This is a genomic window from Mycobacterium sp. PTI7, assembly GCF_056679845.1.
The window spans coordinates 271,759-293,518 of record NZ_CM155252.1 but is presented as its reverse complement, the minus strand read 5'-3'; the positions used below and the strand labels follow the sequence as shown (position 1 = coordinate 293,518).

The 21,760-nt window shown below is 69.8% G+C and carries 21 protein-coding genes; 6 read left to right on the top strand and 15 right to left on the bottom strand.

Annotated features, from left to right (window positions below):
• Window positions 1-4: 4 nt before the first annotated feature.
• From AC1MEY_RS01420 to AC1MEY_RS01380, 9 genes are all read right to left on the bottom strand, one after another.
• Complete coding sequence (locus tag AC1MEY_RS01420) at window positions 5-676, bottom strand: YoaK family protein (RefSeq protein WP_480228971.1); 672 nt, start codon at window positions 674-676, stop codon at window positions 5-7.
• Window positions 673-2,274, bottom strand: coding sequence for a gamma-glutamyltransferase family protein (locus AC1MEY_RS01415; RefSeq protein WP_480228970.1), 1,602 nt, complete (start codon window positions 2,272-2,274; stop codon window positions 673-675). Before AC1MEY_RS01415 ends, AC1MEY_RS01420 begins: the two co-directional genes overlap by 4 nt.
• 29 nt (window positions 2,275-2,303) lie before the next feature.
• A complete protein-coding gene (locus AC1MEY_RS01410) occupies window positions 2,304-3,068 on the bottom strand; it encodes an amino acid ABC transporter ATP-binding protein (protein WP_480228969.1) in 765 nt (254 codons plus the stop codon).
• Between the two features lie 10 nt (window positions 3,069-3,078).
• On the bottom strand, window positions 3,079-3,873 hold the full coding sequence (locus AC1MEY_RS01405) for an amino acid ABC transporter permease (RefSeq protein WP_480228968.1): 795 nt from the start codon (window positions 3,871-3,873) through the stop codon (window positions 3,079-3,081).
• A 28-nt stretch (window positions 3,874-3,901) separates the two neighbouring features.
• Window positions 3,902-4,750 carry an ABC transporter substrate-binding protein gene (locus AC1MEY_RS01400; RefSeq protein WP_480228967.1) on the bottom strand — a complete coding sequence of 283 codons (849 nt, stop codon included), beginning with the start codon at window positions 4,748-4,750 and terminating at the stop codon, window positions 3,902-3,904.
• Between the two features lie 115 nt (window positions 4,751-4,865).
• Complete coding sequence (locus tag AC1MEY_RS01395; protein WP_480228966.1) at window positions 4,866-5,543, bottom strand: TetR/AcrR family transcriptional regulator; 678 nt, start codon at window positions 5,541-5,543, stop codon at window positions 4,866-4,868.
• A 41-nt stretch (window positions 5,544-5,584) separates the two neighbouring features.
• The gene (locus AC1MEY_RS01390) at window positions 5,585-6,721 is read right to left on the bottom strand and encodes an FAD-dependent oxidoreductase (protein WP_480228965.1); all 1,137 of its coding nucleotides are present in this window, start codon (window positions 6,719-6,721) and stop codon (window positions 5,585-5,587) included.
• Between the two features lie 11 nt (window positions 6,722-6,732).
• On the bottom strand, window positions 6,733-7,917 hold the full coding sequence (locus AC1MEY_RS01385) for an enhanced intracellular survival protein Eis (protein ID WP_480228964.1): 1,185 nt from the start codon (window positions 7,915-7,917) through the stop codon (window positions 6,733-6,735).
• On the bottom strand, window positions 7,914-9,395 hold the full coding sequence (locus AC1MEY_RS01380) for a gamma-aminobutyraldehyde dehydrogenase (RefSeq protein WP_480228963.1): 1,482 nt from the start codon (window positions 9,393-9,395) through the stop codon (window positions 7,914-7,916). Before AC1MEY_RS01380 ends, AC1MEY_RS01385 begins: the two co-directional genes overlap by 4 nt.
• Before the next feature lie 136 nt (window positions 9,396-9,531).
• Here AC1MEY_RS01380 and AC1MEY_RS01375 point away from each other — a divergent pair, with 136 nt between their 5' ends.
• The 4 genes from AC1MEY_RS01375 to AC1MEY_RS01360 all read left to right on the top strand — a co-directional run bounded on the left by AC1MEY_RS01375 (window position 9,532) and on the right by AC1MEY_RS01360 (window position 13,784).
• A complete protein-coding gene (locus AC1MEY_RS01375; RefSeq protein WP_163797377.1) occupies window positions 9,532-10,044 on the top strand; it encodes an Lrp/AsnC family transcriptional regulator in 513 nt (170 codons plus the stop codon).
• Complete coding sequence (locus AC1MEY_RS01370; protein WP_480228962.1) at window positions 10,041-11,429, top strand: aspartate aminotransferase family protein; 1,389 nt, start codon at window positions 10,041-10,043, stop codon at window positions 11,427-11,429. The genes AC1MEY_RS01375 and AC1MEY_RS01370 overlap by 4 nt, the downstream gene beginning before the upstream one ends.
• On the top strand, window positions 11,430-12,419 hold the full coding sequence (locus tag AC1MEY_RS01365) for an SMP-30/gluconolactonase/LRE family protein (protein ID WP_480228961.1): 990 nt from the start codon (window positions 11,430-11,432) through the stop codon (window positions 12,417-12,419).
• Between the two features lie 159 nt (window positions 12,420-12,578).
• The gene (locus AC1MEY_RS01360) at window positions 12,579-13,784 is read left to right on the top strand and encodes a D-alanyl-D-alanine carboxypeptidase family protein (RefSeq protein WP_480228960.1); all 1,206 of its coding nucleotides are present in this window, start codon (window positions 12,579-12,581) and stop codon (window positions 13,782-13,784) included.
• 6 nt (window positions 13,785-13,790) lie between these two features.
• Here the strand turns inward: AC1MEY_RS01360 and yhjD are convergent, their stop codons facing one another.
• The 3 genes from yhjD to AC1MEY_RS01345 are packed head-to-tail and all read right to left on the bottom strand — an operon-like array spanning window position 13,791 to window position 16,284.
• Window positions 13,791-14,816, bottom strand: a complete 1,026-nt coding sequence (gene yhjD / locus AC1MEY_RS01355) for an inner membrane protein YhjD (RefSeq protein WP_480228959.1) — start codon at window positions 14,814-14,816, stop codon at window positions 13,791-13,793.
• Window positions 14,817-14,852: 36 nt separating this feature from the next.
• On the bottom strand, window positions 14,853-15,863 hold the full coding sequence (trpS, locus tag AC1MEY_RS01350; protein WP_480228958.1) for a tryptophan--tRNA ligase: 1,011 nt from the start codon (window positions 15,861-15,863) through the stop codon (window positions 14,853-14,855).
• 25 nt (window positions 15,864-15,888) lie between these two features.
• The gene (locus AC1MEY_RS01345; RefSeq protein WP_480231252.1) at window positions 15,889-16,284 is read right to left on the bottom strand and encodes a MarR family winged helix-turn-helix transcriptional regulator; all 396 of its coding nucleotides are present in this window, start codon (window positions 16,282-16,284) and stop codon (window positions 15,889-15,891) included.
• 87 nt (window positions 16,285-16,371) lie between these two features.
• Here AC1MEY_RS01345 and AC1MEY_RS01340 point away from each other — a divergent pair, with 87 nt between their 5' ends.
• Window positions 16,372-16,998, top strand: a complete 627-nt coding sequence (locus AC1MEY_RS01340; RefSeq protein ID WP_480228957.1) for a TIGR03086 family metal-binding protein — start codon at window positions 16,372-16,374, stop codon at window positions 16,996-16,998.
• Here AC1MEY_RS01340 and AC1MEY_RS01335 read toward each other — a convergent pair.
• Together AC1MEY_RS01335 and AC1MEY_RS01330 are read right to left on the bottom strand one after the other, a co-directional pair.
• Window positions 16,968-17,768, bottom strand: a complete 801-nt coding sequence (locus AC1MEY_RS01335) for an exodeoxyribonuclease III (RefSeq protein WP_480231251.1) — start codon at window positions 17,766-17,768, stop codon at window positions 16,968-16,970. The two genes, AC1MEY_RS01340 and AC1MEY_RS01335, sit on opposite strands and share 31 nt — an antisense overlap.
• A gap of 31 nt (window positions 17,769-17,799) precedes the next feature.
• Window positions 17,800-18,114 (bottom strand): hypothetical protein, encoded by a 315-nt coding sequence (locus AC1MEY_RS01330; protein WP_480228956.1) that lies wholly within the window; start codon window positions 18,112-18,114, stop codon window positions 17,800-17,802.
• A gap of 516 nt (window positions 18,115-18,630) precedes the next feature.
• On the opposite strand from AC1MEY_RS01330, the gene AC1MEY_RS01325 reads away from it, so the two are divergent.
• Entirely contained in the window at window positions 18,631-19,470 is an 840-nt protein-coding gene (locus AC1MEY_RS01325; RefSeq protein ID WP_480228955.1) for an alpha/beta fold hydrolase, read from the top strand.
• A gap of 3 nt (window positions 19,471-19,473) precedes the next feature.
• On the opposite strand, the gene AC1MEY_RS01320 is transcribed toward AC1MEY_RS01325, so the two are convergent.
• Complete coding sequence (locus AC1MEY_RS01320; protein ID WP_480228954.1) at window positions 19,474-21,711, bottom strand: NADP-dependent isocitrate dehydrogenase; 2,238 nt, start codon at window positions 21,709-21,711, stop codon at window positions 19,474-19,476.
• Window positions 21,712-21,760: the final 49 nt, after the last annotated feature.

Genomic DNA, 21,760 nt, shown 5'->3' with positions numbered 1-21,760 from the left:
GTTCTCACGTGGCGGCTGCGGCGCGCTCCCACAGGACGTGCCCCAGCACCCCGCAGGCGAGCGTCACCGCAGCCGCCACGTACACCGGAACACTGATGTGCAACTTCATCATCAGGCCGCCCGCCAGCGCGCCGGCGAAGATGGCGACGACCGCCCACAGTCGGCGGTGGGTGACCCAGGCGAGCCCGCCCATGAACAGCGTCTCGCTCGCGTAGGACGTGATGGTCGACGTGACCACCACGGTGGTCAGGTCGGTGACCGCGAGGAACCGTGCGATCGACGCCTGCGCTCCCATCACCAGCGCGATGGTCGCCGCGGCCGCGACGCCGCCCAGCGACTGACCCGGCACCGGAACGAGCAGCAGCACCGTCGCGACCGCCGCGAGGATCACGGCGTTCACGCAGATGGTCGCCGTCACGACCGGGGTCCACGCGCGCACGCGACCGCGGATCAGGCCGCCGACGATCGCGGCGCCCATCACGTACCCGATCAGCGCGATCAGCGGGCCGGCGACGGGTAACCCCTCCTCAGCGGCGATGCCCATGCCGAGGATGACGACGTTGCCGGTCATGTTGCCGGTGAAGACGCGGTCCAGTCCGAGGTAGCCGACGGCGTCCAGCGCGCCCGTCACGACGGTGAGCGCCATCATCAGCCACACGTGCAGATGACGGATCACTCTGTCGCCATGCCACTTTCGGGCCGCGCGTACTGCGCGACGGTGCCCGAGCCGTCGGCCCGGGGATCGGCCGCGGCGGTGAACGCACCGTTGGCGTCGACGGCCACCACGTTGGCCTGGCCGAGACCCTCGGTGTGAGGGGCTACCTCGCGGATCGAGAGGCCCGAGTCGCGCAGCGCGTCGATCGCCGCGCGGTCGGCGTCGGACTCGACGACGACGGAGTCTCCCGTCGCGCCGACCACCTGCCGGCCCACGACCGCCCGGGGAGCGGCGACCGCGTCGGCGGCCGACGCGCCGGCCACCATCCGGAGGAACACCTGGGTGAGGATCTGCGGCTGTCCCTGCCCGCCCATCGTCGCCAGCACGTATCGGAGATCACCGCGGTCGGTCACGAGCATCGGCATGAGCGTGTGCAGCGGACGCTTGCGCGGCGCCAACAGGTTCGGCGACTCGGATTGCAGCGAGAAGCTGGTCCCGCGGTCGTGGAACAGGATGCCGGTCACCGGGTCGATCAGCCCCGAACCGAAGGCGTGATAGACGCTCTGGATGAGTGAGACCGCCGTGCCGTCGCTGTCCGCGGCGGCGACGCCCACGGTGTCGCCGCCCGGCACCGATCCGACCGATGCCGTCACGTCCACCAGCGAGGTGGCGGCGCGCAGGTCGCCGTGGACGAGCGCGTCCACGTCGACCGGGCTCAGACGCGGGTCGGCCACGAAGTCCGTCCGAAGTCGGTTGGCGTGGTGGAAGACCCGCATCAGCGTGCCGATTCCCGCACCGAGCGGAGCCTCGGTGCCAAGTTCCTCCAGTGCCCGTAGCGCGCGCAGCATGACGACGCCGTGGGTGTTCGGGGGGCTGGTCAGCACGGTCAGTCCGCCGTAGTCGACCGCGATGGGGTCGGTGACTTCCGGCGCGAAGTCGGCGAAGTCGGCGGCGTCGAGAACCGAGCCCCGGGAGCGCAGGTACTCCACGGTGCGGTCGGCCAGGGCGCCCGCGTAGAAGTCGTCGGGACCACCGCGGGCCAGGGCTGCGAAGGTGTCCGCCAACTCGGGCTGCCGGAAGTTCTCGCCGAGTCTCAGCAGCCGCCCGCCGGGACGGAACACCCGGTCGAAGTCCTCGAGGCCGTGCAGATCGTCGTTCTCCGGGTCGATCAGGTGCGCGTGCAGCGACGCCGCGACCGGCACCCCGTCGCGGGCCACCCGTTCGGCGGGCTCGAGCAGGCGGGCCCAGGGCAGTCGGCTTCCGAAGCGGCGCAACGCGTCCCACCCGCGGACGCCACCCGGAACCGTGACGGTGTCCGCGCCGCGGTCGGGCAGGGCGGCACCGTACCTGTCCTGGATCGCGGCCACGTCGGTGGCGGCGCCCGACCATCCCGAGGCGTTGATGCAGCGCACGTCGCCGTCGGGGGTGCGGACGAGGGCGATCAGGTCACCACCGAGTGCCACGTTGTGCGGGTACACCACCGTGAGGACGGCGGCAGCGGTGATCGCGGCGTCGACGGCGCTGCCACCGTCGCGCAGGACTGCAACGGCGGCATCGGTGGCGGCGACGTGCGGTGTGGCGATCGCGCCGGTGAAGGCACCAGGCCGGGACGTGGGCACGGGTGATCTGCTCCCCTCAGGAGGTGGTGTCAGTGGATCGTCGACAGGAACGCCCGGGTGCGTTCGTTCTTCGGGCCGGCGAACAGCTCGCTCGGTGGCGCGTCCTCGATGATGCGGCCGCCGTCCATGACGACGATCCGATCGGCGACCTCGCGGGCGAAGCGCATCTCGTGGGTGACGGCCACCATCGTCATCTGCTCGCGGGCCAGCTCGCGCATGACCTCGAGGACCTCGCCGACCATCTCGACGTCGAGCGCACTGGTGGGCTCGTCGAAGAGCATCACCTTCGGCCGCATGGCCAGCGCGCGGGCGATGGCCACGCGCTGCTGCTGACCGCCGGACAGTTGACTCGGGCGGGATTCGCCCTTGTCCCCCAGCCCGACTCGCTCCAGCAGCGCCCTCGCGTCCTCGCGCGCCTTGGCCTTCGGCTGACCGAGGACCCGCACCGGGCCGTTCCACACGTTCTCCAGTGCGGTCATGTGCGGGAACAGGTTGAAGTGCTGGAAGACGAAGCCGATCTCGCGCCGGCGGCGGGCCAACTCCGCGACGCCCACCTTGCGGTCCGACCCGATCTCCCGGTGCGCGATCGACACGCCGCCGATCAGTACCTCGCCGGAGTCCAGCGTCTCGAGGTGGTTGAGCGACCGCAGCAGCGTGGTCTTGCCCGCGCCCGACGGCCCGATGAGCACGACGACCTGGCCTCGCTGAACGTCGAGGTTGACGTCGTTGAGCACCCGTCGTCCGCCCAGTGTGCAGCACGCGTTGCGCACTGATACGACCGGTGATTCGCTCATGGCTTCCCCTCTACCCGTGCGGTTGCAGGGTCGCTGTGACCGGACCGGCGGTGCGGCGGGCGCCCAGCAACCGTTGAGTGATCGTGACGCGCTGTTCGATGCCGAGCTGACGGGTCAGCCGGTTCTCGATGGCGGCCTGGATGAACGTCCACACCGTGGTGAGCGCGAGATAGTAGATCGCCGCGACGATGAAGATCTCGAAGGTGTGGAACGTGGCCGAACTGATCTGCTGCGTGACGAGGAACATCTCGCTCACGCCGATCACCGACAGCACCGACGTGGTCTTCATCATGCCGTTGAAGGAGTTGCCCATCGGCGGCACCATCACCCGCAGCGACTGCGGGACGATGATGAACCGCATCAGCCGCGCCGGCGTCATGCCCAGGGACGCGGCCGCCTCGAACTGGCCCTTGGGCACGGAATCCAGTCCGGCGCGGATGATCTCGGCGATGAAGGCGCTCTCGTTGATCGTCAGCCCGATGATCGCGGCCTGCACCGCGGCCTTGACCGACAGGCCGAGCACCGACGCGTCGTGGAACTGGTAGAGGCCGATGGCCGCGAACCCGGTGTAGATGATGACCAGCTGGACCAGCAGCGGAGTGCCCCGGATCACCCAGATGTACGACCCGGCACACCAGCGGACGACGGCGACCCGCGACCGCCGCATCAGCGCGACGGCCAGGCCGACGAGCGTGGCCAGGACCATCGCGATCGCGGAGATCGCGATCGTGAGGACGAGACCGTCGAGGAACGAGTCAGTCGGGGTGACCAGCGACTTCCAGAAGAACGCCCAGTCGAATTGCACGGCAGGTCCTTTCGGTGGGCTCAGGCGATCACTTGGTGATGGAGAGGTCGCCCATGCCCCACTCGTCGAGGATCTTGGCGTAGGTGCCGTTGGACTCCAGTTCGCCGAGCGCCTTCGCGATCGCGTCGTGCAGTGTCGGGTCGTTCTTCAGGGTCGCCGCGCCGATCTGGATGGTGCCGAACGGTTCGCCCACCGGCGTGATCTTCGCGCCGGTCTTGGTGGCGTAGTAGCCCAGGGTCTCGGCGGTGTCCATGTAGGCGTCGACCTGACCGTTCTGCACCTGCTGGATCGACACGTCGGCCTGGTTGCTGCGGGTGATGTCGACCGGCGGCTTGCCTGCGGCCGTGCACTTCTCGGACTGTTCCTGGGCGAGCGACTCCGCCGTGGTGGCGACGGCGAGGACCACCTTCTTGCCGCACAGGCTGTCGTCGAGGCCCGTGATGTCGGCGGGCTTGTCCTCCGAGACCGCGATGCCGGTGCCGGAGAGGGCGTAGGGGACGAAGTCGACGACCGCCTCACGTTCGGGCTTGATGTACAGCTGCGCCATGATCACGTCGCACTGCTTGGCCTGCAGCGTGGGAATGACCGTGGCGAAGGATGATTCGTGGAACTTCGCGGTCAGGCCCAGCTGGGCGGCGAGCGCCTCCCCGAGGTCGACCTCACTGCCGACCAGCTTGCCGGACTCGTCGTGGTAGACGTTGGGCGGCGTGCCGTCGTTGGGTGCGCAGATCGTCAGGGTGTCGGCCTGCAGGATCGCCGGTGGCGACACCTTGGCCGGGCCGGTCGGGCTCGGGGCGGCCTCCTCCGACGACGACGAGCAGCCCACCAGGCTGAAGAGGGCAACGCCGGCCAGGCCCGCGATCAACGTCGTCTTCATGGTTTCCTCCAGAGGTCAGCAGTGCTTCCCTATCGGACGATAGGGCACCTCCGGCCGTGCAGACACCGTTTGACGGAACTCGTAACACGGTTTACCCAGTCGTCACGAGACGAGGTCAGGCGACGGGGCTCGATTCGAGTTCGCCGAGACGTCCCCGGGTCGCCTCCCGGACGTCGGGCAATCGGGACTGGTCCACCAGCAGGGACCGCACCACGAAGTCGGCTGCCTGCAGCGGCCGCTCGTGCCGCACGCGTCCCGACGGGCCACCCTGTTCGCGCAGCGTCTCGAACAGCACGCCGTTGATGGCGCGCTGCACGAAACTCGGCTCGAAGGCCACGAATTCACCCGCCCGGTACCCACCGTCGACCACGCTCTCGACCTGCCGGTGGAACAGGGCGATGCCCTCGCGCTCGGCCTCGAAGTCGTCGAGCCCGAGGACGGCGTCCTGGTACAGACCCCGCGCGTCGAACGGCTGGACCAGGATCTCGCGGATGTCGCACGCGATCGCGAGGTGCAGCTTCTCGGCCCAACTCGACTGCTCGGCGAGCCGCTGGTCCATCCGGGCGATGGAGGGACCGAGGTCGAGTTCGACCAGGGCACGGAAGATCTCGTGCTTGGCACCGAAGTGGTGGAACAGCGAGGGCTGCCGGATCGCGACGGCCTCGGCGATGTCGCGCGTGGACGTGCCGAAGTACCCGCGCTGGGCGAACAGCTCCGACGCCGACAGCAGGATGCGACCGCGCGTCGAACTCCAGTCGACGACCCTCGGTTCCCAGCCCTGCCCGTACTTCACCCGACCACTGTGGCACACGCCCGCCCCAGTCGCGTTGACCCTCAGTGCCGTCCGAGGACGTGCGGACCCAGTCGCTCCGGCATGCCCGTGGCGAAGCGCGCCATCGAGAACGCCCGCACGTCGTCGTCGGGCGTGCGACCCTCGGCGAGGTCGGCGAGCACCTCGCCCATCAGCGCCGAGTACTTGAAGCCCTCGCCGCAGTCGCCGCAGGCGTACACGATGCCGCCGTCGAGCCGGTCCACCACGAAGCGGCCGTCGGGCGAGTCCGTCCACGAGCAGATCTGCTCGTCGAGGACCGTCGGCGCCACCGACCGGAGGTCGCTGCATACCCGGTCCCGAATCAGACTCGTGCGGCGGGCGTCCGGTGTGCGATCGTCGTCGTCCGCGCGGTGGTCGCGCAGCGGGGTGTCGAGCCCGACCTTGTAGCCGACACCCGGCGAGGGCATCGCGTAGATGCCGGGTCGGTCGCCGCGGGGACCGTCGAACAGGCACGGATGCCCGTCGGTCGCCGACGGATGCGACGGGTCGCCGAAGTGGACGACCTGCTCCAGGTAGGGGTGCAGCGCGACGCGCACCCCGAGCGACTCCAGCAGCCGGCCGGCTCCGGCGCCCGCGGCGATCACCACGGCGTCGGCGTGGATCGCGTCGCCGCCGGCGACGTCGACGCGCACTCCGGTGGCGGTGGTCTCAACGCCCGTGACGTGGCGTTCCACGACCGCTGTGCCACCGTGACTTTCGAACACCCGCAGCTGCGCACGCAGCGATGCCTCCGCGAGGACCACACCGGCCTCCGGCTGCCACACGGCGTCGCGGCCGTCGTCGCGCAGGCCGGCGAAGAACCGGCCGACGTCGCGTGCGGCCACCACCTCGTGCCGGACCGACTCCTGCCGCATGGTCGACGTCAGCACCGGCAGTGACACGTCGTCGCGCCACAGCAGGCCGCGGGTGAGGAACACCTCGTGGCCGGCACGGTCGGACAGACGACGCATCGACTCGAGTCCGCGCCGGGCCAGCCGTACCCGTCCCGGATCGGGGTCGGCGAGCCGCCACAGCCGCGTCGGGCCCGAGGAGGACGACAGCTGGTTGAAGGCGCCGTGGCGGTCGACGAGCGTCACCTGGTGACCACGACGGGCGAGTTCGGCGGCCGCCGGGAGCCCCCAGGCACCCGCTCCGATCACGACGCACCGCATCAGAAGTGGAAGCCCAGCCGGGCGGGCACCTCGCTGCGGAAGGCCGCGTCGAGGCGGGCGACATCGTCACCGCGGATGCGGTTGGCCGCCGCCAGCAGCGCCGCCGAGTGCCCACCGAGGTACAGGCTGCCCAGCACGTCGAGGCCGAGAGTGAAGTCCGCGGGAGCGTCGGTGGGCGCGCACTCGGCCCGGCCCGAGCGGATCGACAGCGCGAAACGTCCTCCGTCGGAACGGAAGCCGTCGTCGACCTGCAGGACCGTGTCGAGGTCGGCCGCGTAGGTCCGTGCCGCCAGCGCGGTGGGCACGTCCATCAGCCGCAGCCACAGCCCATCCTCCGAGCCGGTGGTGCGGACCAGCCGGGAATCATCGAGCAGGTAGGGCAGCGGGTCGCCGGGATGGCTGACCACCGTGATGGTCTCGACGAGGTCGAGGCCCATCAGCGCCCGCCAGAGCGCGGCGTGCGCCTCGGGCGTCACGGCCGTGAACTCCTCCACCCGAACGGTTCTCGCCGATCCCCGGAACAACCGGTAGAGCAGGTAGCCGTCCTCGTGGAGGAAGCAGAACCACGCGGTGCCGCCGCCTCGCGAGCCCTCCCAGTCGGCGAGCAGGTCGTCCCACAGCGGTGTCGGACGGGCCAGCCCGCCGGGCGTGATCCGCCGGTACCGGTCGTAGATCGCGGCGAGGTCGTCGCGGTGCTCCCCGGGCCGCACGATCCGGACGCCACCGGGATCGGGTGCGTCGCGGTGGAACCGGGCGAAGCGCCGGTCGAGGCTGAACTCGGTGTCGACCGTCGCGGGGCCGTACCCGAAGCGGCCGTAGATGCCGCCCTCGGTCGCCGTCAACGCGGCCAGCGGATACCCGTTCTCGGCGAACCGCTCGTGCAGGTCGGTGTACATCGCGCGCAGCAGACCGCGACGGCGGTGCGTCGGCGCCACCCCCACCCACGTGATGCCGGCGACGGGCAGTACCGCGCCGCCGGGCACCGTCAGCTCGAAGTCCAGGTAGTGCGCCTGACCAACAAGGTCGTCGCCGTCGACCACCACGACCGAACTTCGCGGCGGCATGGCCGTCCGCCACGCGGCGAACGTCTCGGGACGCCAGGTCGAACCGAAGCTGGTGGCCGTCAGCAGCGGGACGTCGCGCCACTGCGCCTCGGTGATGTCGCTCGGGACGAGGGTGGTCATCGCTTGCTGAAGATGATCCGGTGCCAATCCTTTTCGGCCACCGCGGTGATGTCGCTCATCACGTGCTTGATCGTCAGGTACTCCTCGAAGGAGTAGTCGCTCATGTCCTTGCCGAAGCCGGAGGCACCGACGCCGCCGTGCGGCATCTCGCTGATGATCGGGATGTGGTCGTTGATCCACACGCAGCCCGCATGGATCTCGCGCGACGCCCGCTGCGCGCGGTAGACGTCGCGCGTCCACGCCGAGGCGGCCAGACCGTACTGCGTGTCGTTGGCCTGCCGGATGGCGTCGTCGTCGTCGGTGAAGGGACGCGCGACGAGGACCGGCCCGAAGATCTCGTCGCGGTAGACCTCGGAGCACTCGTCGACGTCGGCGATGAGCGTCGGCCGGTAGAACGAGCCGGGCAGATCCGGTGCGCTGCCACCGGTGACGATCCGCCCGCCCTCGCCGGACGCGCGAGCCACCATGCCGGCGACCTTGTCGCGGTGCGCCATCGTGATCAGGGGGCCGAGGTCGGTGTCGGGGTCCTGCGGGTCGCCGACGACAATCTTGGCCATCAGTTCGCCCACGCCCGCGACGAAGTCGTCGTACAGCGAGCGGGCCACGATCGCCCGGGTCGCCGCGGTGCAGTCCTGCCCGCTGTTGATCAGCGACGCCGCGACCGCACCGTGGATGGCGGCGTCCAGGTCGGCGTCGTCGAACACGACGAACGGCGCCTTGCCACCGAGTTCCAGCTGGGTGCGATGCCCGTGGGTGGCGGCGGCGGCCATCACCTTGCGGCCGACGGGCGTCGATCCGGTGAACGTCACCAGGTCGACGTCGGCGTGGCCGGCCAGCGCCGTTCCCACGTCGTGGCCCGCGCCGGTGACGACGTTGAGCACGCCGTCGGGCAGGCCCGCCTCGGTCGCGAGCCGCGCGAGCGTCAGCGTGGTGAGCGGGGTGATCTCGGCCGGCTTGATCACCACCGAGCAGCCTGCGGCCAACGCGGGCAACACCTTCCACACCGCCATCTGCAGCGGGTAGTTCCACGGGGTGATGGTGGCGACGACGCCGATCGCGTCGCGGCGGATGCTCGACGTGTGGTCGCCCGAGTACTCGGCGGTGGCCTTGCCCTCGAGGTGGCGGGCGGCGCCGGCGAAGAAGTCGATGTTGTCGACGCTGCCCGGCACGTCGAACTCGGCTGCCAGGCGGACGGGCTTGCCGGTCTGCGAGACCTCCTCGGCGACCAGCTCGTCGGCGGCGGCGCCGGCCAGCGCCGCGAGCTTGGCCAGCACGGCCGAGCGGTCCGCCGGGGTGGCCGTCGACCAGCCGGTCAGCGCGGCGCGGGCCGAGGCGACCGCGGTGTCGACGTCGGCGGTCGTGGCCAGCGCATATTCGGTGACCAAGGCGCCGTTCGCAGGGTTGATCACCGCGAACGTCTCACCACCCGTCCGAACCGATTTGCCGTCCACGTACGTCCCCGACACCGTCTCAGCCATGGCGTTCACGCTAGCGGTTGGGCAACGTCGGCGGCTAGAGGAGTCACGACGCATTCCCGCTCTCTCGACCAGTCCGAACGAGCGATTTCGTCGGTCTGGTTGCTTGTGGTGACGGATTCCGTGCACAATCGTGAGCATGGTCACGCCCGACGCCCAGGCTGGGACGCCTGCCGTCTCGCTGCGAATTCGCCCCGGGGCGGCCTACCAGCTCGACGAGTTGTCCAAGGCCATCATCGAGAAGCTGCAGCAGGACGGCCGCCGCTCGTACGCGGGCATCGGCAAGGCCGTGGGCCTGTCGGAGGCCGCCGTGCGCCAGCGCGTCCAACGCATGGTCGACGCCGGTGTGATGCAGATCGTCGCCGTCACCGATCCCATGCAGCTCGGCTTCGCCCGGCAGGCGATGATCGGCATCCGCTGCACGGGCGACACCACGAAGGTGGCCGAGAAGTTGGCCGCACTGGAGTCGGTGGACTACGTGGTGCTCACCGCGGGTTCGTTCGACGCCATCGTCGAAGTCGTCTGCGAGGACGACGGCGACCTCCTCGACCTGCTCAACACCAAGATCCGCGCCGTGCCGGGAGTGATATCCACCGAAACCTTGGTTTACCTCAAACTCGTTAAACAGCAATACAATTGGGGCACACGATGACAATCATCTCTGAAACCGACACCGCCACGTCCAGCGAACTGGGCGCGAAGGCGAACCGCCACCTGTGGGGCCACTTCGCCCGTCACGGCGAGGGCATCACCCCCACGATCATCACCCGGGGCGAGGGCGTCAACATCTGGGACAGCGAGGGCAACCAGTACATCGACGGCCTGTCCGGGCTGTTCGTGGTGCAGGCCGGACACGGTCGCGCCGAGCTGGCCGAAGCGGCGGCCAAGCAGGCCGAGTCGCTGGCCTTCTTCCCGCTGTGGTCCTTCGCCACTCCTCCCGCCATCGAGCTGGCCGAGCGCCTCGCCGGCTACACCCCGGGCGACCTCAACCGCGTCTTCTTCACCACCGGTGGCGGCGAGGCCGTCGAGAGCGCCTGGAAGCTGGCCAAGCAGTACTACAAGCTGACCGGCAAGCCCGGCAAGTACAAGGTGATGTCGCGGTCCATCGCCTATCACGGCACGCCGCAGGGAGCGCTGGCCATCACCGGCATCCCCACGTTCAAGGCACCGTTCGATCCGCCGACCCCCGGCGGCTTCCGCGTCCCGAACACCAACTTCTACCGCGCTCCCGAGATGTTCAGCAACGACCCGAAGGCGTTCGGCCGTTACTGCGCCGACCGCATCGCCGAGGCCATCGAGTTCGAGGGCCCCGACACCGTCGCCGCAGTGTTCCTGGAGCCGGTGCAGAACGCCGGCGGGTGCTTTCCGCCGCCGCCGGGATACTTCGAGCGGGTCCGCGAGATCTGCGACGAGTACGACGTGCTGCTGGTCTCCGACGAGGTCATCTGTGCCTACGGCCGCATCGGATCGATGTTCGCCTGCACGGACTTCGGCTACACCCCCGACATCATCACGTGCGCCAAGGGCCTGACGTCGGGCTACTCCCCGATCGGCGCGATGATCGCCAGCGACCGGCTGTTCGAGCCGTTCAACGACGGGCAGACGGTGTTCGGGCACGGCTACACGTTCGGCGGCCACCCCGTGTCGTCGGCCGTGGCGCTGGCCAACCTCGACATCTTCGAGCGCGAGGGCCTCAACGACCGGGTCAAGGAGAACGCCCCCGCGTTCCGCGCGACGCTGGAGAAGCTGCTGGACCTCCCGATCGTCGGCGACGTCCGCGGCGAGGGGTACTTCTACGGAATCGAACTCGTCAAGGACAAGGCCACCAAGGAGACCTTCGACGACGCCGAGTGCGAGCGGCTGCTGCGCGGATTCCTGACGCCCGCGCTGTTCGAGGCGGGGCTGTACTGCCGCGCCGACGACCGCGGCGACCCGGTGGTGCAGCTCGCGCCGCCGCTGATCTGCGGACAGCGCGAGTTCGACGCGATCTACGACATCCTCAGCGACGTCCTCGGCCGTGCCAGCGAGATGATGTAGTTGCCGCGTAAGCCCTCGATCCATCCCGTCCGCTGGCAGCCGCCACCGGTCGATCCGCTCCCCGGGCAGCCCGCACCACCGGTCACGGTCGTGCCGATGCCCGGGGACGGGCCGGAGGACGTCGTCGTCGACGCCGAGGGCAGGCTGTGGACCGGCCTGGTCGACGGCCGCATCGTGCGGGCGTCGCCGGACGGGTCGAACCCCGTGGTCGTCGCCGACACCGGCGGCCGGCCGCTGGGGATGCACGTCGCCCGGGACGGCCGGGTGCTGGTGTGCGACAGCCACCGCGGCCTGCTGGCGCTCGACCCGGCGAGCGGCCGGCTCGACGTGTTGGTGGCCGACGTGGCGGGCAGGCCACTTCGGTTCTGCTCCAACGTCACCGAGACCGCGGACGGCACGATCTACTTCACCGAGTCCACCAGCGAGTTCCACTTCGAGCACTTCCTCGGGGCGATCCTCGAGGCACGGGGTACCGGCAGTCTGTTCCGGCTCGCGACCGACGGCACGGTCACCACACTGCTGAGCGGGCTGTACTTCGCCAACGGGCTGACGGTCACGGCGGACGGGTCGGCACTGGTGTACGCCGAGACCCTCGCGCGCAGGCTGTCGAAGTACTGGCTGACCGGTGAACGCGCCGGCACCGTCACCCCGCTCGCCGTGCACCTGCCCGCTATGCCGGACAACATCTCGACCGGATCCGACGGCCGGATCTGGACGGCATTCGTCACGCCGGCGAACCCGTCGGCGGAGAAGCTGATGCCGCTCGGGCCGTGGATCCGGCAGATCATCTGGCGACTGCCCAAGCGACTGCAGCCGAAGGTGGTCCCCGAGGTGTGGGTGGTGGGCTTCGACGCCGACAGCGGCGACGTCGTCGGTGGCGTTCGGACCACCCGGCCCGACTTCGGCGGCGTCACCGGCGTCGTGGAGTCGGCGGGCCGGCTGTGGATGTCGACCATCGAGTTCCCCGCGCTGGCCTACGTCGACGTGTAGCGGCGCCGTCTCTCCCCGCGAGCAGACGCGAACTCCCCTGACTCGCCGTGAAACAGGGGACTTAGCGTCTGCTCGCGAGTAACAGCCGCAGCATTGGTCACACCCGTCACAGCGTGCCTCCCGGAGAACGGCCCCCGAATCTCCTACCCTGCACAGACGATGGGTACCACCGGATCGATGTCGCGCCGCCTCGCCTGCCTGGCCGCGGCACTCACCTTCGTCGCCGCCCCCGCGTTCGTCGGCGCTCCCCTCGCGGGCGCCGAACCGGACCCCTGCCCGTACCGGGTGGTGACGCCGCCGGCCGTCGACGACTCCGAGGTGCCGACCGCGGGCCCCGCCCCCGAACCGCTGCCGGTGCCGGCGTCCCCGCTCGGTGGCGACGCGCTGTCCGGATGCGGCATCATCACCGCGCCCGGCACGCCGCCGGTACCCGAGGACGTCTCGGCCGAGTCATGGCTGGTCGCGGACCTCGACAGCGGTGACGTGATCGCCGCGCGTGACCCGCACGGGCGCCACCGGCCCGCGAGCATCATCAAGGTGCTGGTCGCCATGCAGTCGATCAAGGACCTGCCGATCAACAAGCAGGTGGTGGGCACCCCCGACGACGCCGCCGCCGAGGGCACGAAGATCGGTGTCAAGGACGGCAGCGTCTACACCGTCAACGACCTGCTGCACGGGCTGCTGATGCACTCCGGCAACGACGCCGCGCACGCGCTCGCGGGGCAGTTGGGCGGCATGGACACCGCGCTGCGCAAGATCAACGAACTCGCGGGCAAGCTCGGCGGCCGCGACACCCGGGCGGCGACGCCGTCGGGGCTGGACGGGCCGGGCATGAGCACGTCGGCCTACGACATCGGCCTGTTCTACCGGTACGCCTGGCAGAACGCGATCTTCAGCGACATCGTGGCCACCAAGACCTACGAACTCCCCGAGTACGAACTCGAGAACGACAACAAGCTGCTCGTCAACTACCCCGGCGCGCTGGGCGGCAAGACCGGCTACACCGACGACGCCGGGCAGACGTTCGTCGGCGCGGCCGACCGCGACGGTCGCAGGCTGGTGGCGGTGCTGCTGCGCGGCACCCGCCAGCCGATCGCCCCGTGGGAGCAGGCGGCGCGGCTGCTCGACTACGGCTTCGCGACCCCGCCGGGTACCAGTGTCGGCTCGCTCATCGACCCCGACCCGTCGCTGACGGCCAGGAACCCGTCCCCGCTGTCGGCGCTGGACGCCGCGCAGGACCTGGCGTCGGTGCTGCCGCCGGAGGACGCGACCCCCGTGCGCGTGGGCGTGGGCGTGGTCGGTTCGCTCATCGTGTTCGCGCTCATCATGTGCGCGCGGTCGCTGAACCGCCGCAAGGTCTCCTAGAGGCCGTCAGCGCCGGCGCAGCAGGCGGGAGAGCCCGAGCGCACCGACGGCCCCCGCCGCAGCGGCGGTGACGGCGACGCCCGGCGCGACGCCCTCGCGCACCTGCACCCTCGTCGTGATCTGAGCGCCCGCCTCCGGCGGCTCGACCGGTGCGGCAGCCAGGTTCTCGGCCGACGTGGCCGCCCACGCGGTCGCGAACAGGATCAGCCGCGCCGTCACGTAGGCGAACACCATCAGACCCAGCACCGGGCCGAACGTCGCGCCCGCCGGTCCGTTGGTGACCGACGACAGGTACACCGACGCCACCTGCTTGAAGATCTCGAACGCCACCGCCGCGAGCAGGCCGGCCCGGATCGAGCTGCGGAAGCTCACCGACTCGCGGGGCAGCCGGGCGATGATCCACGTGAACAGCAGCCAGGAGACGACGAGCGACAGCACCAGCGATCCGACGAACAGCGCGACGCCCGCGCCCGGCACGTCCTCCAGGCCGAGCAGCGACTGGATGCTGCGCAGCAGACCCGAATTGCTCACCGCCGTCAGTGCGATGGTCACGGCCAGTGCCACGAACGTCGACACCAGCGCCAGCAGGTCCGACAGCTTGGTCGCGACGAAGTTGCCCGGTTCGCGCCGCTGCAGCCACATCTCGGACAGCGCCTCGCGCAGGTTGGCCATCCAGCCCAGCCCCGCCCACGCCGCCGTGGCGAGACCGATGACGCCGACCGAGGTGCGCGACTTGATCGCCGAGTCCATCAGCTCGACGAGCTGGTTGCCGAGATCGCCCGACACGGCGCCGCGGATCTTGTCCTCCGCCTGCGCCAGCAGTCCGGCGTCGTTGGCGAGGACGAAGCCCGCGGCGGCGAACGACACCATCGCGAGCGGGAAGATCGCGAACACCGTGAAGTACGTGATGCCCGCGGCGAAGAAGTCGCCCTTGCAGTCCTGGTAGCGCCCCTGCGCGCGCAACGTGCGGTCGAGCCACCCGAAACGCGCTCGCAGGCGGTCCAGAAAGCCGGGTTCGGCCGTCTCGGTCATCCCGGTCTCCTTGACGTCTGAGGAGGCGTTCGCGGACTATCGGCGGCGCTGCAGGAACCCTAACCGGTCGTAGACCCGTTGGAGCGTCGCCGCCGTCACCTCGTTCGCCCGGTCGGCGCCCGCGGCGAGGATCGCCTCCAGTTCGCTCGGGTCGGCCATCATCTCGTCGACGCGGGTCTTGATCGGCGTGACGAACTCGACGACGGCGTCGGCGGTGTCGGACTTCAGGTCGCCGTAGCCGCGGCCGGCGTACCCGTCGACCAGCGTCTGGACGTCGGTCCCGGTGACGGCGGACTGGATGGTCAGCAGGTTCGAGACGCCGGGCTTCGCCACCGGGTCGAAGCGGATCTCGCGCTCGCTGTCGGTGACGGCCGAGCGGATCTTCTTCGCCGTCTTCTTCGGGTCGTCGAGCAGGCCGATCAGGCCGGCGTCGGTCGCGGCGGACTTGCTCATCTTGGCCGTCGGGTCCTGCAGGTCGTAGATCTTGGCCGTCGCCTTCTGGATCATCGGCTCGGGGATGACGAACGTGTCGGGGAACCGCGCGTTGAACCGCTGCGCGACGTCGCGCGACAGTTCGAGGTGCTGGCGCTGGTCCTCCCCGACGGGAACCTGGTTGGTGTCGTAGAGCAGGACGTCGGCGGCCATCAGCACCGGGTAGGTGAACAGGCCCACCGTCGTGGCGTCGGCACCCTCCTTCTGCGACTTGTCCTTGAACTGCGTCATCCGCGACGCCTGCCCGAACCCGGTGAAACAGCCCAGCACCCAGGCCAATTCGGCATGCGCGGGGACGTGGCTCTGCACCAGGATCGTCGAGCGGGCCGGGTCGATGCCGAGTGCGAGGTACTGCGCGGCGGTGACCAGCGTGCGACGACGCAGCGTCGCCGGGTCCTGCGCGACGGTGATGGCGTGCAGGTCGACGACGCAGAAGTACGTGTCGTAGTCGTCCTGCAGGCCCACCCACTGCTTGACCGCACCGAGCGCGTTGCCGAGATGCAGGGAATCGGAGGTGGGCTGGACGCCGGAGAAGACGACGGGCTGAGTGCTCATGATGGGTCCGATCTTCTCACTGGCGTCATCCCGGGTGGTCGGGGGCCAGTAGACGTAGGACACGCAGGAAGACCCGGCGCTCGTCGGCGCTCAACTGTCCCAGCCAGCGTTCCTCGCCGCGCTGGATGTCCGCCTGCGCGGCGTCCTTGACCTTCCGCCCGGCCGCCGTGATCGCCAGCAGTCGGACCCGGCGGTCGTCGGGGTCGGGGTTTCGCTCGATGTATCCGTCGGCCTGCAGGTCGTCGAGGGTGCGGATGATGCGCGTCTTGTCCGCGTTGATCGCCTCCGCGAGTGCGGACTGGGTGCGCATGGCGCCGCGGTCGAGCGCCGACAGCACGACGTAGCCCCACATGGTGAGGCCGTGCGCCGCGAGGACGGGCCCCTCGGCGGCGACGAGGTCGCGCACCAGGGGGCCCAGCATCGCCGCGAGGTCCGGGCGTCCGGAGGTACCAGTCACCCGACGAGCGTAGGCGTTGCCATATCGTATGCCTGAGCATACGATATGCAGATGCCTACATTCTCGACGCAGCACCGCACCGCCGTTCTCTCGTCCATCGACGTCGTCGCCACCGTTCGGCCGTCGGACCTGCGGCTCCCCACCCCGTGCTCGGCGTGGAATCTGCGAGACCTGCTCGCGCACATGACCGCACAGCACCGCGGTTTCGCCGCTGCCGCGCGCGGTCACGGCGCCGATCCCGCGGCGTGGAACGCCGACGCACTCCTCGACGCGGTGACGCGCGACCCGTCCGGCACCTACGCCGCGGCCGCGCACGACGTCCTCGAGGCGTTCGCGGCCGACGGCGTGGACGAGGCGCCGTTCGCCCTCCCGGAGTTCGGTCCCGACGCCGTGGCGCCGGGTGCGACGGCGATGGGCTTCCACTTCGTCGACTACGTGGTGCACGGCTGGGACGTCGCCGTGACGATCGGTACGCCGTTCACGCTGCCCGACGACGTCCTCGACGCCGTGCTGCCGATCGCCATGGACGTGCCGGACGGCGACTTCCGAAGTGCACCGGCGTCACCGTTCGGACGCACCATCGAGGCAGCCGCAGGCGGCACGCTCGACCGCGTGCTGCGCCACCTCGGGCGGGCGCCGGAGTGGACTCAGCCGTATTCGACGGTCACCGGGGCGTGATCGGACCAGCGCAGCGCGTACGCCTCGGCGCGCTCCACCCGGGCCGACACCACGCGGTCGGCGAGCCGCTGGTTGGCGAGTTGATAGTCGATGCGCCAGCCGGCGTCGTTGTCGAACGCCTTGCCGCGCCAGGACCACCAGCTGTACGGGCCGGGGACCTCCGGATGCAGCACGCGCACGACGTCCACCCAGCCCGTCGCGAGCAGGTCGGTGAGCCACTGCCGCTCGCTGGGCAGGAAGCCGGACTTCTTGCGGTTGGCCTTCCACGCCTTGATGTCGAGTTCGGTGTGCCCGATGTTCCAGTCGCCGCAGATGACCGCGTCGCGCTGGTCGTGGCGTAGCTCCGCCATCCGCTCGGCGACGGTCGCCATGAACCGCTCCTTCTCGAGCTGGCGGTCGGTCTCGGCCTCGCCGGTCGGGACGTAGATGCTCGCGACGGTGAGGTCGCCGGTGTCGACCTCCAGATAGCGTCCGTGCGCGGCGAACTCGTCACCGCCGGGGCCGATCTGGATCCGCGTGATCGGATGCCGGCTGAGCACGGCGACGCCGTTGCGGCCCTTGACGTGCGGGTCCGCGGAGGCGAGGTGCCAGCCGTCGGCGAGGGCGGGGGCGAGTGCCTCCGCGAGCTGCTCGTCGTCCGCGCGGGTCTCCTGCAGGCAGACGACGTCGGCGCGGGTGGCCTTCAGCCACGGCAGCAGGCCGAGGTTGTCCTCGGACCGCTCCTTGACGGCGGCGCGGATGCCATTGACGTTGACGGTGCTCACGATCATCGAATTCATGTCCCGCGGGAGCCTAGTGGCGCTACTCGACGGCGCCGAAGCGGCGGTGCAGCGACTGCTTCGACTCGCCGAGGAGTCGGCCGATCTCGCCCCAGGAGAACCCCACCGCCCGCGCGGCCCGGATGGCGTCGACGTATCGGCGGCCGGCTGCGATGCGCTCGTCGCGTGCGGCGGCGAGTTCGCGCTTGACTCCCCCGGTGACCAACTCGGTGACGAAGGGGTCCGGTGCATCCGGGAGCGGCTCGCGGTCCGGAGCCTGCTCGATGTCCTCGACGGCGCGCCGCGTGGCCGCCAGAATCGCCGGGTCGTCCTTCCACCACGGCCTGTCGCCTGCCATCCCGCCCCGTCCCCTCGCCCGCTTGTGACTCGCCCTCGATGATGTCGCGGTGGTCCGACAGGGGGTGGCCCCGTGCTCCGTCCCAACCACCACCGCTCCCCCGCGCGTCAACGAATGATGACGCGCCCAGGGGACATACCACCCGCCTGCGGCCAACCCCAGCCCCGCACCGACCACCCGAGCCCCCACCCCAACCACCACCGCACCCCCACGCGTCAACGAATGATGACGCCCCCCAGGAGACACACCGCCCGCCTGCGGCCGACCCAAGCCCGACACCGACCACCCGAGTTCCGTCCCAACCACCACCGCACCCCCACACGTCAACGAATGATGACGCGCCCAGGAGACACACCGCCCGCCTGCGGCCAACCCAACCCCGCACCGCGACCCGAGCCCCGCCCCAACCACCACCGCACCCCCACACGTCAACGAATGATGACGCCTCCGGGACACACACCGCGTGCCTGCGGGTCCGCCTTGCGGTACCGGCGGTATCACCTTTAGTGTCGCCGCATGCCAGAACGCGAACCCATCCACGTCGGCGAGGGTGAGCCGATCGTGATGCTCCACCCGTTCCTCTGCTCGCAGAACGTGTGGCGCACGGTCGCCGACCAGCTCGCCGACACCGGTCGCTTCGAGGCGTTCGCTCCGACCATGCCGGGCCACAACGGCGGCCGGCGTTCGGGGAACTGGCTCCTGGACACCGCAGCGCTCGTCGACGACGTCGAACGCCGCATGGACGACTTGGGCTGGGAGACTGCGCACGTCGTGGGCAACTCGCTGGGCGGCTGGGTGGCGTTCGAACTGGAGCGCCGTGGCCGCGCCCGCACGCTGACCGCCATCGCGCCCGCCGGCGGATGGGGTCAGCACTCGCTGACCAAGTACGAGACCGTGCTGAAGTTCCTCCTCGGCGGACCGGCCCTGGCGGCGGCGAGGTTGATCGGCCCGCGGATCCTGGACTTCCCCGGCGGCCGACGCATCGCCACCCTGGCCGTCAGCGGACCGGCCGACGGACCCAGCCACCCCGACCTCGTCGCCCTCATCGACGACGCAACGCACTGCACGGCCTACTTCCAGCTGCTGGTGAAGACATTGCGCCTGCCCGGCCTGCTGGAGCTGGCCGACGTCGCAGCACCGACCCAGTTGGTGCTGTGTGAGAAGGACCGGGTCTTCCCCAGCCCCCGAGGCAACAGGTACCTCGTGGACAACCTTCCGCCCAACACCCGGGTCACCCGCCTCGAGGGCCTCGGACACATCCCGATGCTCGAGGCACCGGGACGCGTCACCGAGCTGATCGTCGACTTCGTCGACGCCAACACCGAGCCGCAGCGGCAGGCACCGCCCGCCGGATAGCGGCTACTTGCGGGCCGACTCCAGCGCCTCGTTGAAGGTCTTGCTCGGCCGCATGACGTCGGCCGCCTTCTCCGGGTCGGGGTAGTAGTAGCCGCCGATCTCGGCGTGCTTGCCCTGCACCGCGTTCATCTCGGAGACGATGGTCTCCTCGTTCTCGGCCAGCGTCTTGGCCAGCGGCGCGAAGTGATCGGCGAGCCCGGAATCGTCGGTCTGGGCGGCGAGTTCCTGCGCCCAGTACATGGCGAGGTAGAACTGGCTGCCCCGGTTGTCGAGTTCACCGGTCTTGCGTGACGGGTTCTTGTTCTCGTTCAGCAACTTGCCGGTCGCGGCGTCGAGCGTCTTGGCCAGGATCTTGGCCCGGTCGTCACCGGTCTTGCTGCCGAGGTCCTCGAGGCTGACCGCCAGCGCCAGGAACTCACCGAGCGAATCCCACCGCAGGTGGTTCTCCTCGACGAGCTGGCTGACGTGCTTGGGCGCCGATCCGCCGGCACCGGTCTCGTAGAGCCCGCCGCCCGCCATCAGCGGCACGATCGACAGCATCTTCGCGCTGGTGCCCAGCTCCAGGATCGGGAACAGGTCGGTCAGGTAGTCGCGCAGGATGTTGCCGGTCGCGGCGATCGTGTCCTCGCCGCGGCTCGCCCGCTCGATCGTGTGCCGCATGGCGCGCACCTGCGACATGACCTCGATGTCGAGGCCCTCGGTGTCGTGGTCGGGCAGGTACTTGGCGACCTTCTTGCGGATCTCGTTCTCGTGCGGCCGCTCCGAGTCGAGCCAGAACACCACCGGCATGCCGGAGTCGCGGGCACGGTTCACGGCGAGCTTGACCCAGTCGCGGATCGGCGCGTCCTTGACGATCGGCATGCGCCAGATGTCGCCGGTCTCGACGTTCTGCGTGAGCAGCACCTCGCCGGTGTCGTTGTCGACGATGTTCGCGACGCCGTCCTGAGGAATCTCGAACGTCTTGTCGTGGCTGCCGTACTCCTCGGCCTTCTGCGCCATCAGGCCGACGTTCGGGACGGTGCCCATGGTCGTCGGGTCGAACTGCCCGTTGGTCTTGCAGAAGTTGATGATCTCCTGGTAGATCCGCGAGAACGTCGACTCGGGGTTGACGGCCTTGGTGTCCTTGGTGCGGCCGTCGGCGCCGTACATCTTGCCGCCGAGACGGATCATCGCGGGCATCGAGGCGTCGACGATCACGTCGCTGGGCGAGTGGAAGTTCGAGATGCCCTTGGCCGAGTCGACCATCGCCAGCTCGGGACGGTGCTCGTGGCACGCGTGCAGATCGCGGACGATCTCCTCGTGTTGCGACGCGGGCAGCGACTCGATCTTGTCGTACAGATCGGACAGCCCGTTGTTGACGTTGACGCCCAGCTCGTCGAACAGCTTCTGGTGCTTGGCGAACGCGTCCTTGTAGAAGACCTTCACCGCATGGCCGAAGACGATGGGGTGGCTGACCTTCATCATCGTCGCCTTGACGTGCAGCGAGAACATCACGCCCGTCTCGTAGGCGTCCTGCATCTGCTCTTCGTAGAAGTCGCAGAGGGCCTTCTTGCTCATGAACATGCTGTCGATGACGTCGCCCTCGTCGAGCTTGACCTCGGGCTTGAGCACGATCGTCTCGCCGCCGGTGGTCACCAGCTCCATCCGCACCGAGTGCGCCTTGTCCAGCGTCATCGACTTCTCGCCGTGGTAGAAGTCGCCGTGCCGCATGGTCGCCACGTGGGTGCGCGACGCCATCGACCACTGGCCCATGCTGTGCGGGTGCCTGCGCGCGTACTCCTTGACCGCCTTGGGGGCGCGGCGGTCCGAGTTGCCCTCGCGCAGAACCGGGTTGACCGCGCTGCCGAGACAGGTCGCGTACCGCGCCTTGATCTCGCGCTCCTCGTCGGTCTTCGGCTCGCCCGGGTAGTCGGGCAGTGCGTAGCCCTTGGCCTTGAGTTCCTTGATCGCGGCCAGCAGCTGCGGCACCGAGGCGCTGATGTTCGGCAGCTTGATGATGTTGGTGTCGGGATCCTGCGTCAGCTTGCCCAGCTCGGCCAGGTTGTTCGGCACCCGCTGGTCCTCGGGCAGGTAGTCGCTGAACTCGGCGAGGATGCGCGCGGCCACGGAGATGTCGGAACTCTTGACCTCGATGCCCGCCGCGTCGGCGAACGCACGGATGACCGGTAGGAACGCATACGTCGCGAGTAGCGGCGCCTCGTCGGTCAGCGTGTAGATGATCGTTGGCTGCTCGGCACTCATGTGAGGCATTCTCCCGGCGTCGTGGTCGGATGTTTCTGCGCAGCCCCGC

Excerpts from the sequence above, each read along its gene's own strand:
- AC1MEY_RS01410 (WP_480228969.1), bottom strand. The coding sequence starts at position 3,068 with ATGAGCGAATCACCGGTCGTATCAGTGCGCAACGCGTGCTGCACACTG.
- AC1MEY_RS01400 (WP_480228967.1), bottom strand. The coding sequence starts at position 4,750 with ATGAAGACGACGTTGATCGCGGGCCTGGCCGGCGTTGCCCTCTTCAGC.
- AC1MEY_RS01385 (WP_480228964.1), bottom strand. The coding sequence starts at position 7,917 with ATGACCACCCTCGTCCCGAGCGACATCACCGAGGCGCAGTGGCGCGAC.
- AC1MEY_RS01380 (WP_480228963.1), bottom strand. The coding sequence starts at position 9,395 with ATGGCTGAGACGGTGTCGGGGACGTACGTGGACGGCAAATCGGTTCGG.
- AC1MEY_RS01375 (WP_163797377.1), top strand. The coding sequence starts at position 9,532 with ATGGTCACGCCCGACGCCCAGGCTGGGACGCCTGCCGTCTCGCTGCGA.
- AC1MEY_RS01370 (WP_480228962.1), top strand. The coding sequence starts at position 10,041 with ATGACAATCATCTCTGAAACCGACACCGCCACGTCCAGCGAACTGGGC.
- AC1MEY_RS01360 (WP_480228960.1), top strand. The coding sequence starts at position 12,579 with ATGGGTACCACCGGATCGATGTCGCGCCGCCTCGCCTGCCTGGCCGCG.
- yhjD (WP_480228959.1), bottom strand. The coding sequence starts at position 14,816 with ATGACCGAGACGGCCGAACCCGGCTTTCTGGACCGCCTGCGAGCGCGT.
- trpS (WP_480228958.1), bottom strand. The coding sequence starts at position 15,863 with ATGAGCACTCAGCCCGTCGTCTTCTCCGGCGTCCAGCCCACCTCCGAT.
- AC1MEY_RS01345 (WP_480231252.1), bottom strand. The coding sequence starts at position 16,284 with ATGCTGGGCCCCCTGGTGCGCGACCTCGTCGCCGCCGAGGGGCCCGTC.
- AC1MEY_RS01340 (WP_480228957.1), top strand. The coding sequence starts at position 16,372 with ATGCCTACATTCTCGACGCAGCACCGCACCGCCGTTCTCTCGTCCATC.
- AC1MEY_RS01335 (WP_480231251.1), bottom strand. The coding sequence starts at position 17,768 with ATGATCGTGAGCACCGTCAACGTCAATGGCATCCGCGCCGCCGTCAAG.
- AC1MEY_RS01330 (WP_480228956.1), bottom strand. The coding sequence starts at position 18,114 with ATGGCAGGCGACAGGCCGTGGTGGAAGGACGACCCGGCGATTCTGGCG.
- AC1MEY_RS01325 (WP_480228955.1), top strand. The coding sequence starts at position 18,631 with ATGCCAGAACGCGAACCCATCCACGTCGGCGAGGGTGAGCCGATCGTG.
- AC1MEY_RS01320 (WP_480228954.1), bottom strand. The coding sequence starts at position 21,711 with ATGAGTGCCGAGCAGCCAACGATCATCTACACGCTGACCGACGAGGCG.